Annotated in this window: 12 protein-coding genes; 5 read left to right on the top strand and 7 right to left on the bottom strand. The window is 34.8% G+C overall.

The window, feature by feature from the left end:
* Window positions 1-6: 6 nt before the first annotated feature.
* The gene (locus tag ACN1CN_RS03410) at window positions 7-1,026 is read left to right on the top strand and encodes a threonine aldolase family protein (RefSeq protein ID WP_017498347.1); all 1,020 of its coding nucleotides are present in this window, start codon (window positions 7-9) and stop codon (window positions 1,024-1,026) included.
* Between the two features lie 158 nt (window positions 1,027-1,184).
* Here ACN1CN_RS03410 and ACN1CN_RS03405 read toward each other — a convergent pair whose 3' ends face one another.
* Complete coding sequence (locus tag ACN1CN_RS03405; RefSeq protein ID WP_291286246.1) at window positions 1,185-1,505, bottom strand: YbaB/EbfC family nucleoid-associated protein; 321 nt, start codon at window positions 1,503-1,505, stop codon at window positions 1,185-1,187.
* A 67-nt stretch (window positions 1,506-1,572) separates the two neighbouring features.
* Here ACN1CN_RS03405 and ACN1CN_RS03400 point away from each other — a divergent pair, with 67 nt between their 5' ends.
* The 3 genes from ACN1CN_RS03400 (at window position 1,573) to ACN1CN_RS03390 (ending at window position 6,104) form a co-directional block, all read left to right on the top strand.
* Complete coding sequence (locus ACN1CN_RS03400) at window positions 1,573-3,708, top strand: S9 family peptidase (RefSeq protein ID WP_419134667.1); 2,136 nt, start codon at window positions 1,573-1,575, stop codon at window positions 3,706-3,708.
* 70 nt (window positions 3,709-3,778) lie between these two features.
* On the top strand, window positions 3,779-4,819 hold the full coding sequence (locus ACN1CN_RS03395) for a PLP-dependent cysteine synthase family protein (protein ID WP_264523513.1): 1,041 nt from the start codon (window positions 3,779-3,781) through the stop codon (window positions 4,817-4,819).
* A gap of 382 nt (window positions 4,820-5,201) precedes the next feature.
* A complete protein-coding gene (locus ACN1CN_RS03390; RefSeq protein WP_419134666.1) occupies window positions 5,202-6,104 on the top strand; it encodes a LamG domain-containing protein in 903 nt (300 codons plus the stop codon).
* 143 nt (window positions 6,105-6,247) lie between these two features.
* Here ACN1CN_RS03390 and ACN1CN_RS03385 read toward each other — a convergent pair whose 3' ends face one another.
* Window positions 6,248-6,445, bottom strand: coding sequence for a hypothetical protein (locus ACN1CN_RS03385; protein WP_264523515.1), 198 nt, complete (start codon window positions 6,443-6,445; stop codon window positions 6,248-6,250).
* 173 nt (window positions 6,446-6,618) lie between these two features.
* On the opposite strand from ACN1CN_RS03385, the gene ACN1CN_RS03380 reads away from it, so the two are divergent.
* Complete coding sequence (locus ACN1CN_RS03380; protein WP_419134665.1) at window positions 6,619-7,374, top strand: hypothetical protein; 756 nt, start codon at window positions 6,619-6,621, stop codon at window positions 7,372-7,374.
* A gap of 100 nt (window positions 7,375-7,474) precedes the next feature.
* On the opposite strand, the gene ACN1CN_RS03375 is transcribed toward ACN1CN_RS03380, so the two are convergent.
* The 5 genes from ACN1CN_RS03375 to ACN1CN_RS03355 are packed head-to-tail and all read right to left on the bottom strand — an operon-like array spanning window position 7,475 to window position 14,836.
* Entirely contained in the window at window positions 7,475-8,002 is a 528-nt protein-coding gene (locus tag ACN1CN_RS03375) for a hypothetical protein (RefSeq protein WP_419134664.1), read from the bottom strand.
* A gap of 10 nt (window positions 8,003-8,012) precedes the next feature.
* On the bottom strand, window positions 8,013-8,729 hold the full coding sequence (locus tag ACN1CN_RS03370; RefSeq protein WP_419134663.1) for a hypothetical protein: 717 nt from the start codon (window positions 8,727-8,729) through the stop codon (window positions 8,013-8,015).
* On the bottom strand, window positions 8,713-9,198 hold the full coding sequence (locus tag ACN1CN_RS03365; RefSeq protein ID WP_419134662.1) for a hypothetical protein: 486 nt from the start codon (window positions 9,196-9,198) through the stop codon (window positions 8,713-8,715). The genes ACN1CN_RS03370 and ACN1CN_RS03365 overlap by 17 nt, the downstream gene beginning before the upstream one ends.
* A 5-nt stretch (window positions 9,199-9,203) precedes the next feature.
* The gene (locus ACN1CN_RS03360) at window positions 9,204-12,353 is read right to left on the bottom strand and encodes a fibronectin type III domain-containing protein (protein ID WP_419134661.1); all 3,150 of its coding nucleotides are present in this window, start codon (window positions 12,351-12,353) and stop codon (window positions 9,204-9,206) included.
* 32 nt (window positions 12,354-12,385) lie between these two features.
* Window positions 12,386-14,836 carry a hypothetical protein gene (locus ACN1CN_RS03355; protein ID WP_419134660.1) on the bottom strand — a complete coding sequence of 817 codons (2,451 nt, stop codon included), beginning with the start codon at window positions 14,834-14,836 and terminating at the stop codon, window positions 12,386-12,388.
* Window positions 14,837-14,875: the final 39 nt, after the last annotated feature.

Below are 14,875 nucleotides of genomic sequence, written 5' to 3'. Positions count from 1 at the left end.
TAGAATATGGAAATAAATTTAATTAGCGATACCATTACTAAACCAACATATGAAATGTTGCAGTATATGTTTAATGCTCATGTTGGCGATGACGTATACAGGCAGGATCCTACAGTTATCGAATTAGAGACTAGAGTAGCTGAGTTTTTTGGTATGGAAGCCGGGCTTTTTTTTCCGTCTGGAACTATGGCAAATCAAACCGCAATTAAATTACACACCCAACCCGGAGAACAATTGATCGCAGATAAATATGCCCACGTTTATCATTATGAAGGAGGAGGAGTTTCGTTTAACAGCGGGGTTTCCTGTTGTTTGTTAGACGGACATCGCGGGATGATCAATGCGAGTCAGGTTGCTGCGGCAATCAATGATCCCGAGTTTTATCACAGTCCGTTAACCAGTTTGGTTTGTGTGGAGAATACCACTAATAAAGGAGGTGGGGCTTGTTATGAATTAGAAGATTTAAGAGAGATAAAAAAAGTTTGCGATGCCAATAATCTGAAATTCCATTTAGACGGAGCCAGGATTTGGAATGCCTTGGTAGCAAAAAGACAAAACCCAAAAGAATTTGGGGCAATTTTCGATACCATTTCGGTTTGTTTGTCTAAAGGATTAGGTGCTCCAATAGGTTCTGTGTTGCTTGGAACCAAAGAAGATATCCGTAGAGCGTTGAGAATAAGGAAGATACTGGGTGGGGGAATGCGTCAGGTAGGTTATTTAGCCGCAGCAGGATTGTTTGCTTTGGCACATAATATTGAACGACTGGCAGAAGACCACAGAAGAGCCAAGGAAATTGCAGCTGTTTTAAGCACGAAGTCCTGGGTATCAGCAATAGAACCAGTGGAAACAAATATTTTGATTTTCTCTTTGGCAGAGGGATACAGCGATCAGTTGCTGATTGAAAAGTTAAAGCAAAAAAATATCCTCATCAGTTCAATGGGACATAATAAACTCAGAATTGTAACGCATTTAGATTATAAAGAGGTAATGCATACTTATGTGATTGAAACGTTGCAGAAGTTTTAGTTAAAGGTTCAGAGTTGCAAAGGCTCAAAGGGACAAAGATTAAACAAAAAAAGATACACAGATCTGTGTATCTTTTTTTGTTTATAGCATTCAAATTTGACAAAGTCAAAACCTTTGTACCTTTGCCACTCTGAGCCTTTGCACCTTAAGTTTTAACCTTATTTAAAAAGATTATCCATCCCTGGAATCATTGGCATATCCATTTTGGCAACGGCATCCAGTTCTCTTTCGTTTACGCTTGTTGCTTTTTCTATTGCTTTATTTAACGTTACAATAAGATAGTCTTCCAGTTGTTCTTTATCTTCCAGTAAAGAGTCGTCAATACTGATTGATGTTACTTTTCTATTTGCGGTTAATGTTACTTTTAATAATCCGTCAGCGCTTTGTTCATCAATCAAAACGGTGTCTAAACGCTTTTTTGTATCTTCAATTTTTTGTTGGGTTTCTTTAAGTTTACCCATCATTCCCATTAAATCCATTTTTGTTGATTTTTAAATTATTTCATACAAAATTAGTATATTGCTGTATGAAAGCAATAGATATTTTATGAAAAAATTAATTTGGTTCTGTTGTGTTTATAGTATTTTTGCTGCTTCGTATTTAAAAACTAATGCTCAATCAATGCAAAACGATATACTGGCTCCAAAAGCCAAAGAGGTTTCAAAATCATTAAAAAAACATAAAGAGACTAGAGTAGATAATTATTTTTGGTTAAATGACCGCGAAAATCCTGAGGTAATTGATTATCTGAATCAGGAAAATGCCTATTACCAAAATATGACTTCACATACAAAAGGACTTCAGGAAGATTTGTATGAGGAAATGAAGGGAAGAGTGAAAGAAGACGATTCCTCAGTTCCTTATTTTTATAATGGCTATTTTTACATCACCCGTTTTGAGACAGGACAGGACTATCCCATTTTTGCCAGAAAAAAAGGCAGCCTTTCAGCAGCCGAAGAAATTTTATTCAACTGCAATGAATTGGCAAAAGGACATGCTTACTTTAAATTAGGAGGGTTAAGCATTAGTCCGGATAATAAATTTGCAAGTTTTGGAGTGGATATTGTAGGAAGAAGAATTTACACCATTCAGTTTAAAAACTTAGAGACCGGAGAAATTTTATCGGATAAAATCGAAAATGCAACCGGAGGCTCTGTTTGGGCAAATGACAATAAAACCGTTTTTTATACCAAACAGGATGAAGTAACTTTAAGAGCGGATAAAATTTTCAGACACAAATTAAATACAGATTCGGCGAACGATGTTTTGGTTTTTAATGAAACCGACGACACATTTAATGTTTCGGTTAGTAAAGAAAAATCAAGAAAATACATTGTAATTGGTTCGGGAAGTACCCTAACAACGGAATACAGAATTTTAAATTCAGATAATCCTGACGGAGAGTTTGAAGTGTTTCAGACTCGTGTTCGCGGGTTGGAATACAGTATTTCACATTTTGAAGACTCCTTCTATATTTTAACGAATAAAGACAAGGCGACAAATTTCAAGCTGATGAAAACGCCTGAAAATAAAACAGGAAAAAGGAATTGGGTAGATCTTATTCCGCATCGTGAAGATGTTTTATTAGAAGATATTGAAATTTTTAAAAACTATTTGGTTGTAGAAGAACGCTCCAATGGTTTGAACCACATTCGCATTATGCCTTGGAATGATGAAGCGGATTATTACCTTCCTTTTGGAAGCGAAACCTATAATGCTTACACCACAACAAATGTTGATTTTGATACCGATGTTTTGCGCTACAGCTATCAATCGCTGGCAACACCATCTTCTGTAATCGACTTTAATATGAAGACTAAAGCGAAGGAGGTTTTAAAAGAACAACAGGTTTTAGGAGGAAAATTTGATAAAGAAAATTACATCGAAGAACGTGTGTGGGCAACAGCCAGAGACGGTGTTAAGGTGCCAATTTCGATGATTTATAGAAAAGGACTGGAGAAGAATGGTAAAAACCCATTACTTCTTTATGCTTATGGTTCGTATGGAATTACAATGGATACCTATTTTTCTTCTACAAGACTTTCATTGCTGGACCGTGGTTTTGTTTATGCAATTGCCCATATCAGAGGGGGAGAGGACCTGGGAAGACAATGGTATGAGGATGGAAAACTGTTAAAAAAGAAAAATACCTTTACAGATTTCATCGATTGCTCTAAATTTGTCATTAACGAAAAATACACTTCTTCTAAACATTTGTATGCAGAAGGAGGATCAGCCGGAGGACTTTTGATGGGCGTTATCGCAAATGAAGCACCTGAATTGTACAACGGAGTGATCGCTCAGGTGCCTTTTGTAGATGTTATTACCACAATGCTGGATGACAGTATTCCGTTGACAACAGGAGAATATGATGAATGGGGAAATCCCAACAATAAAAAATATTACGATTATATGTTGTCGTATTCACCGTACGATAATGTAAAAGCACAAAATTATCCAAATATGTACGTTTCAACCGGATTACATGATTCGCAGGTACAGTATTGGGAACCTGCCAAGTGGGTAGCCAAATTAAGAAACTTGAAAACAAATAACAATTTATTGTTTTTAGATACCAATATGGATGCCGGACATGGCGGAGCTTCAGGGCGCTTTGAAGCCCTAAAAGACTTAGCAAAAGAATTTAGTTTTTTATTAGATTTAGAAAAAATTAAAAGCTAATTAGAAATTTTTTGTTAAATTTGCAACCTATCAAGGTTATTTAAAAATGCCTTTGATTAACTATTTTTTTATGAAAGAAGAAATAAACGCTTATAATAATGTTTTAGAATTAATAGGTAATACCCCGCTTATTAAGCTAAATAAAATCACCGAAGAGTTAGAAGGAAATTTCTACGCAAAGGTAGAAGCTTTTAATCCAGGACATTCCTCAAAAGATAGAATAGCGTTATACATTATTGAAGAGGCTGAAAAAAGAGGGATTCTATCACCAGGTGATACCATCATCGAAACGACATCCGGTAACACAGGTTTTAGTTTAGCTATGGTAAGCATTATAAAAGGTTATAATTGTATTCTGGCCGTAAGTTCAAAATCATCCAAAGATAAAATTGACATGTTGAGAAGTTTAGGTGCCAAGGTATATGTTTGCCCGGCCCACGTTTCAGCAGATGACGAAAGATCTTATTATAATGTAGCAAAACGTTTACATGAAGAAACAAAAGGTTCTGTATACATCAATCAGTATTTTAACCAGTTGAATATTGATGCACATTATAACTCTACAGGTCCAGAAATCTGGGAACAGACAAAAGGAAAAATAACACATCTTATTGCCTGCAGTGGAACAGGAGGAACGATCTCAGGAACTGCAAAATTCTTAAAAGAACAAAATCCGAATATCAGAATTTTAGGTGTAGATGCTTTTGGATCGGTATTAAAGAAATACCATGAAACAAAAGAATTTGATAGCAAAGAAATTTATCCGTACCGTATCGAAGGTTTAGGTAAAAACTTAATCCCTTCGGCTACTGACTTTGATATCATCGATAAGTTCATGAAAGTGACAGATGAGGAAAGTGCTCACTCTGCCAGAGAGATCACCAGAAAAGAAGGTTTGTTTGTAGGATATACTTCAGGAGCAGTAATGCAGGCGATCAAACAATATGCAGAAGAAGGCGAGTTTACAAAAGACAGTAATATCATTGCTATCTTTCCGGATCACGGTTCTCGTTATATGAGTAAAGTATTCAGTGATGACTGGATGAATGAACAAGGTTTCTTTGACAGTGTCAATGAAGAAGAAGTTCAAAAAATTGAATTTGTAAAGTAGTACATTAAACTGCTTTCTTACTATAACAACTCCATTCGTTTTACGGATGGAGTTTTTTTATGCCTGAATTTGTTTTAAACGGCTGATTTTAACTTTTTTATCACTTTAGAAGTGTTTGCTTAGAATGTTGATTTTTCTTATTTTATTGTAAATGATTTTATTATTTGTAGTAATTGTATGATTTATTTGTAATAAGTTTATATTTTTAACAAAATAAATTAAAGTATAAACAAATGTAATTATAGGTTTTAAATCATCAATTTTGGTTATTTAACGGTTATTTTGGTCCGTTGTCGAATAAATTTCCGTCCATATGCATAATAATTTAGTTTAGAGGCATTAGAACGACACTTTGTTTTTTTAATCCCTAAACCTACCTATTATGAAAAAATTACTACTTACTTTGATGTTTGTTAGTTATTTGAATACTAATGCTCAGAATCCAATACAGGAATTTAATTTTAATGCTACTTTAAACAATACCGCCAATACTGCTTCTTTTGTCGGAGCTGCAAATTTTGTTGCAGATCGGGCAGGAGTGGCCAAAAGTGCGCAACGTCTCACCAATAAAGCTCTGGAAGCTGTTGTTGAGAATCTTCCTCAGGGCAATAGCGCCAGATCTGTAAGCATCTGGGTAAAACTAAACGATATTGCATCGGCAAATTATATATGGGGTTACGGAACAGCTTATAATGCGCAGTATTTCGGATTGTTGCAGCAAGGTACAGCTTCGTCTAATTCTGATTTAAGTTTAGCGGGCTGGGGCGCTTCTAACGATGTGATCGTTTCTACTCCGCTTGCCAAAGACAGCTGGTATCAATATACAATAACGTATGACGGAAAGACTGCTAAAATATACCGCAACGGTGTTTTGTTAAAAGCCGCAGAAGGGATTAACCGCTCTACAAAAGGAAATATTTTCAGACTAGGGGAAATAAACACCACCGTGGGTATCAATGCTGATATAGACGATTTAAAAATTTATGATGTTACCTTGACCAGCGAACAGGTTGAAGCTTCTTACGAGAGCTCAAAAGCAGTTACTCCTGTTGTAACGAATGCTGAAGCTGCTGCTGTTTCAAAAACAGTAAAAAGTACAGCGGTAAAAACTAAGGTTGTGCCAACTGCCAGTCCGGCAATGGGGGATTCGAATAAAGTTTTAAAAAATGTTGAGGTATTCTCACAAGGGCAAAAAATTCTGGGAAGCAGCAATACGATCAATATTAATGATCTGCCTGAAGGGACTTATTTGTTGAAAATTACCAATATGCCTCCAAAAAAATAACTTAAAATTAAAGACAAGGTTTTGGTTAATAGGAAATTGTCAATTAGTTTTTATTTTTTCACCGTTGCTTAACAGCAATAAATTTTTTGAATAGTGAGAGAGACTTCCGAAGTTTAACTAAAGAAGGCTTTTTGATTTTTTTACTATTGCTTTTTTTGTTGTCCCGGTGCATAAGCTTTGGCACTTTTGCTTCCTGACATTTTTTTGGCTTGTCCCGGAGGGATTTTCCCTGAACCAGAAGCAGTACTATGTGTATGAACTGTGCAGCTGATTACACTAAGAATTACAAATACAATAACCAAAAGTATTACTGCGTATTTGGTGTATTTTGATGTTTTCATTGTTTTATTTTTTTTGTAAATATAGCAGATAATTTGCACCAAAATTTATTTTTTGAAATCGATATGGAGGCAAAGAGCGAAATTTTTTTTGACTCTTCCCAACCTTTTGATGTAAAAAGTACTCTATAGAAGTATAATCATTGTTATATGATTTTAACTAAAAAGAGTATAGTATGAAAAAGAAATTCACTTTAGAAATAGCCAACCCTTGTTCTGAAAATTTTGACCAGATGATTCCTAATGCACAAGGTTCGTTTTGTAGTTCCTGTGCCAAGAATGTAATTGATTTAAGCAGAAAAACGAATGCTGAAGTGGCCCGATTCGTTGCCAATAATAAAGACCAGAATATTTGTGCCCGATTGAAAACAACGCAGCTGGAAGAAGAGTTTACACACCACGAAATTTCCAAAATCAATACATTGAAGTATGCGGCAGTTGCAGCTTCAATTCTGTTAGCATCAAATGTTACAGGACAGGAGAAAACACCGGTTCAAACCGAAGTAAATGTACCGGTACCCAATCATGCTATTATGGGGAAGATAGCCGTTAATCAAACTGCCGAGGAGGAAATTTTGATTACGATTAAAGGAAAGTTACTAGATGCAAAAACAAACAGGCCTTTAAGTGGTAAAACCTATCCGGGTTTGACGCTTAGTATCAATGATACAGAACCTGCTATGAAAATAAATCCAAAAACGGGTGAGTTTTCTATTTCGTCAATGGTTTCTAAAAATAGTGAAGCCCTTATGATCACAATCAAAAGTGGTGATTATTATTTATCCAAAACAATCCCCTTTGATATAAAAAATGTCAAAAAGAATGTTTTGCAGCAAAATATAATGATCAACACCGAAGAGCTCATTAAAGTGTACATTGCCGGAGGATTAGGGATTATTTATACAGAGAAAAAAGTGATTAAAGAGAATTGATTGATTTGTTGTTTTTTGAATAAAAAAAGCTCTGGATTTCCAGAGCTTTTTGTGTTTGTAGAAGAACTCGTTTTTTAAAGGTCTCTTATAGTTGCAAATGTTATTGATCGAGATATTTGGAAAGCGAAGCCTTGTTTTTCTCAATAATATCTGCAAGTTTAAATATATTTAAACTTCCATCTGGATCTTTAGCTAATGGTTTTAATTTATTTATTTCGACATATTTTGAATTATTTTCAGAACTGTAAAATTCGATAAGAAATTTGCCTTGGAGTTTTAAAATACTAGAATAAGGGTATGGCAACCCTACAGGAGTATTATTTTCAAAACATAGAAAATCTATTTTTTCATTTTGACCAATTTCTTTAAATTTTAAGACTAAATATTTTTTATTCTTAGAAGAGAATTCAATTTTTGATTTAATATTGACACTATCATTTTTTTTAGCATTTTCAATATTTATTTTAATGGAATTTCCGAAATCAGAGAGTTTTATTTTGTTATTTTCGTATTCTTCAAAATTAATTTCATCATAAAATTTATTTATGTATTTAAATGGAATTGAATTTTGAGATAAAATGATATTGTGAAAAAAGATAAATAATATTATAGGTATTAATTTTTTCATAGATTAGTTTTTAGAAAATAGAGAATTCATTATCGTAAATTAGTTGAACCAACGGATGGTTAATGTTCTTTTTCTTAAGATCATAAAAATCATTCATTAATCTGTTAAAATCAATTTTGTCATTTGTAATATAGGGCTGTATTATTTTATTGTCTAGTTGAGACTGTTTTCTTAATATAATTTGTTCCAATTTATTCCCTTTTATACTAGATAAAAAAATACCCAGCTCTAAATTATCTCCCAAATCTTTAATTATCCATTTATCGTTTATCAGTTCTAAATAAATAATGGATGCTATTGGTTTAGGAAATAATTCATTATGATTTATATACTTTATATAAGAGTATTGATTATTACCATCTTTAAATAATATCTTAAAATCCAACTCATAAAAGTTTTTTTCAGGTTTTTCTTTATACACATTCATTAAATTGAGGTAATCGTTTTTTGAATATGTTACAGGGATCTTATTATCGAAGAAAACTTTTAATTGTTCATTAGAATTAATATTAAAAAAATTGTAAAATATCTCTTCTGGACTATTTTTATCTAATACAATATTTTTGCCATATTGAAATTTTACAGCTTTGTTAAAGTTCATTAATAATGCATTATCATCAACTTGATTAGTTACAATTAACTTTGTTGCTTCAAAATTAACTTTTTGGCAAAAGCCAAATTGATGTAACATACTTAGTATTAGTAATAATTTAATTTTTCTTTTCATATTTTTTCTTTAAAATAAAAAATGTTAATAGTAAACCAAAACTTAAGATTTCTGTAAAAATCCAAGGGTATAGGTTTTTTTTAATTGCTTCCTCTTTGGTTTGTGCTTTTTTTATATATAATACAAATTTTGAAGTTCCGAATTTAACGACTGGTACATGCAACTTTAATGGAGTTAAATTATTGTAATCAATCGATTGTTCTGTTTTAGTATCCATGTATGACATAAAATCATATGCCTCATCATCATATGAACTAAAGTATACTTTTTGCCCCTCAATTTGCCCATAAATTGTGGTTGAAATACGCTTTGAACTTGAAGGATCTCGCGTAAGTTTTTCAACTCTCATCATTTTTTCAGAATTATTACCAATTATATAGCAATATTGACGATAAATTGTAAAAGCAAAAAAAGGAGTCAGCAAACAACAAATAAGTATGAGTATATAATAAATTCTTGTAATTTTCATGTTAATTATTTTAGATCGATTTTAAATGGAGGCACCTCAGCTTTGATATCCTCAAAGACTCTTTTAACTTCTCCAGACGGAACTATGGAATAACCTCCAACAGTTATTTCTCCTCTAATACCCACAAAAGGTTTACCGACCCCTACAGTGGAATTAATAACGTTTTCTGAACTATTATATTTAATTTCCCCCCAAGCAGAAACACCAGCAAAAGGTTCTGCTTTAATGTCTAATACTGATCCTGTTTTAATTCCAATTGTGCCTCCCGCTTCCAAATCAAATTTAGGACCAAAAGTTAGACTAGAAGAAGATTTAGTGTAGACAGTTTTATCATTTCTTTTTACATACACCGTTTTACCACCTACAGAGACTGAAACAATTGGTTTAAGATAAATGTATGCATCTACAAATCTTAAAGGTAGTCCGTACTTGACTCCTTTAAAACTAAAACCTATTTGTCCGGATATTCCTCCTTCTCTAATCGTATTATAAAATCTTGTTTTTTCGTCTTCTTCTATATATTGCTCACCTGTATATGAAATTTTAAATTCTAATTCTCCACTTGGGTCTAATTTATGGAAAACTGTTCCAATTCTGTTTACATAGTCGCTTAATATTTTTAAAGCATTTTTTGTTCCAACTGGAACAACTTCAGCTTCAATTTTATAAAAATCAACCCATTTGATATTGACATTTTTTTCTATAAAATTTGGAATACCGGTGGTTACATTTGCTTTTATGTCTCGATCAACATTTACGACTTTATCAAAATCTTTAACACCATCTTTCTTATCTATATCTATATCATTAAATTTCCATTTGATTTTATGCTTGGGAATTTGATCAATATCGATATTTGGATTAATTGTAATCTTAAATTTTGTGTTTTTAGGTTTTGTGATCCCATCAGTGTCTACGTAATACAATGTCTCATTAGTGTTAGCTATTCTATTTTTTTTATCTAAATCAATTGCTTGTAGGTTTGTGAAGTTAAATGGCTTTACTATTAGATTAATTTCATTAGACAAACTTGGAGATTTATCTATTTGGGCAGTTGATTTTAATTTATAATTTAAAGCGCCAGTATAACTAAAATCAAAATCAGCTTCAGTTTTAGATTCAATTACATTCAGATAGCTATTGTCTCCTACTTTTTGCGCTAATATACCTTTTTCACTTTGATAAGTTAGTTCATATTTTACATTTGTATCTTTTTCTAATTTGCCCATTTTAAATCTATTATGGGCTAATAGATTGCGATCGAAAGGTATCTTAATTTTACCATTATTATAATATTTTTGTCCTTTGTATTCTATATAGTAAGAATTATCCGGTCCATTATTATTACTTGGCGCTGATGTCGGATCTTCTTTAGGTTCATTTTTTGGAGGATTCTCATTTGAAACTGGTGGCGGTGTTGGCTCCGGTTCGTTTGTCTCTACAACGGTGATAGGATTGTACTCTGGTGTAGTTTCAGAAGGTATTGTTGGATTATTTGGTTCAACATTTTCTTGTTCGTCAGAAGCAGGGTTATCGGTCTTTTCTTTTTCTGGTTTTGGTCCAAAAATAGATTCCAAAATAGGATCATATTCATTAGCAATATCATCAGCCAATTTATCAACATCCAAAAATTTATCCCAGTTACTAGCGTCATAACCGGCTACGATTTCTCCTGAGATTAATTTAAAATCGGTATTGACACCAATGTTGTCAAAGGTGATTTTGATTCGGGTATTTTCGCTCAGGTTCCATTTTGAGTTGCCTTCTCCGTCTTTTGGACTTAAGGCTTCAGCAGCATCAATTAGTTTTCTGAACTTTTCTAAGAAAGGCAGCGTGACATAACCTTCTCCCGAAAAGTTACCGTTACTCCCGGTGGCTTTTATAACGACTATAGGGAAGTCTCCCGCTGCGATTACATCATTCGGGAAAAGTTCCGGAAGCGGAGTTTGATTTGCTAAATCTTTAGGGTCTGGTTTGATACCACAGCCTGTAAAGGCAATTTCGTCTTTGGCGATGGTGGTGAATTCAAATATCGTACTGTTAACGTATTTGCCCACGTCACAAGAGGATCCTACGGTATATTCGTAGGTGGTGTTGGGTTTTAAGTTACTTAGGGTAATATTTTCTCTCGGTGTTACGGCTTTATACCATTCCGAACCGGCGTTTTTCTCGCGATAGCTTACCTGATAATCAAAGTTGTCGATGTTACCGCTCCAGCTTATTTTGGCCTGATCCTGGCTGATGCCCGAAGTGGCAATAGCCAATGGCGAGGTACAAAATACTTCGTAAGTAAAAGCGAATATTTCGGTATAACCGTTGTTCTTGAACACTCCAATTTCTTCGGCTCCATAAATGGCTTTTGCCTTTATACGCCACGCATATTTTTTACCGGGAATCAGTTGAGGTTCGCTCATTCCATATTGCAGGGTGGTCATTTTGGTCGTCGTGGTGTACAACGGCGGCGAATAAGCAAAGGCGTTTTGAACCGGGGTATAATTGTCCCAGATTTCAACTAATGAAAATTCGTATTCTACATTACTAACATTGATGCTTCGCGGTGTCCAGCTAAAAACAATGTTCTGAATGTTTTGCTGCATGATCGAAGCATTGTTCAAAGGCAGGTTCAGGAAAGGGGGATCGTTTTGAAAAATAACAGTAGTGGAACCTGTTTTTTTAGATAGTTTTTTTCCTGTAGCAAAGTCATATACTTCTACATAAAGGTTGTAAATACCTTCGGGTAGGGGCTGCGCATATTGATTTGGATTTAATCCCAACAGGTTCTGGTACTGAAAGTATGGGGCCAGATCAACATTAGTAAGCTGTAGCGGAAATCCTCCTTCGAGATACAAGGGTCTGGATCCAACAACAAAGTCATTGGTGGTAAAAGAAATTCCATTGCCCTGAAGGTAAAGTTTTAATCGTACCTGACGGTTTGAGATGGTCAAATCGTTAAGTACCAATTGAATTTTTATGGGACTGTTTATGGTAGTCGCATCGGCATATTTACTCAGATAAATAGGCGAGGGCTGCGTAATTTGGGTGTTGACCGAAATTGGAAAGGTTTGTGCATAACTTTCGAAGCCCGTCAGGGAACACAGCAGCAACAGCAATAGGTATAGTTTTTTCAGCATTTTGGGTAATTGAGGTTTATCCATTTTTTGTCAGGTTAGTATTCGTATTGAATCCTTTATTTTTGAATATGATTAAGATCGATTTCATCAGTTTTTGCATTTTTAAGGGCGATTTCATGATAAAACGGGATCATTTTGACTTCGATATCAGCTATTATTTCAGGGCCGGATTTTTTTTCTTTTATTGCTTTAAAAGCTTCTCCCACTTGCTCTGCGCTAAAAACGACCGCGGTTGGATTTTGCTGTATCTCGGCAGCCGGCAATTTGGCCAATGCCGAAATTTCTTTTAGCATCCATCGGTGGCGGGTTAACTGATCGTGGTTGCTGTTGCTTCTTTCTACCAGTTTGAGATACGATTTGTGCGCCGTTTTGTCGGTAATAGCTGCTTCATCTACACCGTGTAGTTTGTGGCTGTTTACTCTTCCAATAGCGGCAACATAGGCGTTTTCAAGACTTTCGTCTTTGTTTTTCATTTCTGTTTCCAGTTTTTTGGCTGCTTCCGAAAGGTAGTTGTTGTATTTTTTTACGTTTTCGGCTTCTGTCTGGTAGGTTTCCAGATAATCTAAAACTTTTTCTTTAAACTGTTTGTCGTCGGATGCAAGGGTAGCCTGTGTGAGTAAATGCTCTAAATTTGTGCTTTCATCTTCCGGTAATGGGTTTAGAGCCAATTGCATTTCTTTGAGCTGGGCCGTAATTTGATCACGTGTTCCTTCCAAAGCTTTTCCGTTAAGGTTTATTTTCAGGATAGGACTAAGGTTCATGTCTTCCTCGGTTCTTGGCTCTCTTTTCGGACGCATTTTGATCTTGTCGAAAGAGTAGGTATACGAAAGGGTAGCCGTCAGATCGTTATTTTTGCCTGTGGCTGTTTTGTTGAATAAGGTGATGACACTCATGTTGAAATTGTGTTTTTCAAGATAAATGTAAGATCCGTTCAATCTGAAATTGAAGATATCGTTTTGCTTTTCGCCATTGTTATAACTGGTGTTGTAACTGGTCGAAGCAGTGGCATTTAGTTTTTTCTCCAAAAACAATTTGGAAGCTCCGATGGTTGGTCCGATAATAAAATTCTTCCCGCCATCCGTTTGTCCGTAAGTATTGTTTATGGAACCGTTGAAGCTTAAATCTTTTTGCGGATAACCAAGAGAATAGGTAAGGGCAGAGTTGTAATAGGTCGAAGCTCCGCCTGCAACTGCTTTTCCTTGTTGCTGGTTTACGGCATCCTGCATCGAGAAATTGGCGCTTATGGCTTTCTTTAGTTGTTTGTCGCTTCTTAATAAATAATTTACCGTCAGTCCCAGGTTTTGATTGACCTGTCTGAAATTCAAAGTATCTAAGTAATCATAATTGGAAACCTGATTGATGTAATCGAACTGATTACGACTGTTGGTGTACGATTGAAAGTTAGAGTAGTTCAGGTTAAAGTTTAATTTTTGGTTCGGTCTGAAATCGGCATTAACAGATGATACCAAACGTTTCATCTGGCTTTCTTTCTGTTTCTCTAAATTATCTTTCTGAAGACCCAAATTTAAGGCAAGCGACACTTTGTCTTTAAACAGATTTTGTGTGGCATTAACGGTAATGTTTTCTAAGTCATTGTTAAAATAGTATCCTCCAAAGGTTCTGTAGTTCGGATCAATACGTTCGTAACCTAACCCTAAAGTACCTTTTCCGGCCGGGTACGCCAGCTGTCCTTTGAAGGCGCTGTAACTTGTGGTAGTACTATTTCGGCCCAATAAGAAAGAGGAAACTCCTTTCGCTTTTCCAGCTTGTACCACTCTCAAATCTTCCGTAATACTACTGTTGGCGTATTCGGTAGAAACTTGTAGCTTTTTAAAAAGTTTAAAATTGGTTTCAAAACTAATGGCAGCATTTTCCTTTGGCGTGACATCCAGTTCAAATGGTACAGGATTGTTTAAAGAGTTGATTTGATCTCTGGCTTTAAACAAGGTAAGTCCAAGGGTGATTTTTTCTAAAGCATAAGCCGTTTTAAAACCATAACCGAATCTTTTGTAAGCTGGCAGTATATCCGGATAGGCAGAATCAAATTCGTTACTTTTTAACAGTCGTCCGTACATGGCGCTGATTTTAAATTTTCCCTGTGGTGTCAGATCCACTCCAAAACCGGAAAACTGATGACCGCTCAGGGTGTAAGGAGAGAAGTTCATGCTTACGTCTCCAATATGGGCTGTAATCCATTTGTAAGACGGATGTATGCTCAAACGATTCATTAAAACGGGTTTGTTGTACCCGAATTTTTGATTGGTATAGGAAAAAGAAAGCGGAATGTTGTACAGGTTCGCAATGTTGAAATTGATGTTTCCGTTCAAAAAGTAACTAAAGGGTTCTCTTGCTGCATTTCCGGAATAGAATACGGTATTGGCAGATGCACCACCACTCACATTTATTAGCTTGGCTTTGCCTAGTTCCTGCACATTAAAGTTTTGCGAAAAACCAAACGCAGCTGTAAAAAGCAGTAGTGTAATTAAAATTATTTTCTTTAAAATCATTCTTTATGGGTATGGAAATCAGGATTGTTCTTTCCTGAT

Origin of the sequence: Flavobacterium sp. T12S277 (assembly GCF_048514875.1) — a bacterium.
GTDB lineage: Bacteria > Bacteroidota > Bacteroidia > Flavobacteriales > Flavobacteriaceae > Flavobacterium.
Note: the sequence above shows the minus strand (reverse complement) of the source record. Positions and strands in the feature narration are given on the sequence as shown.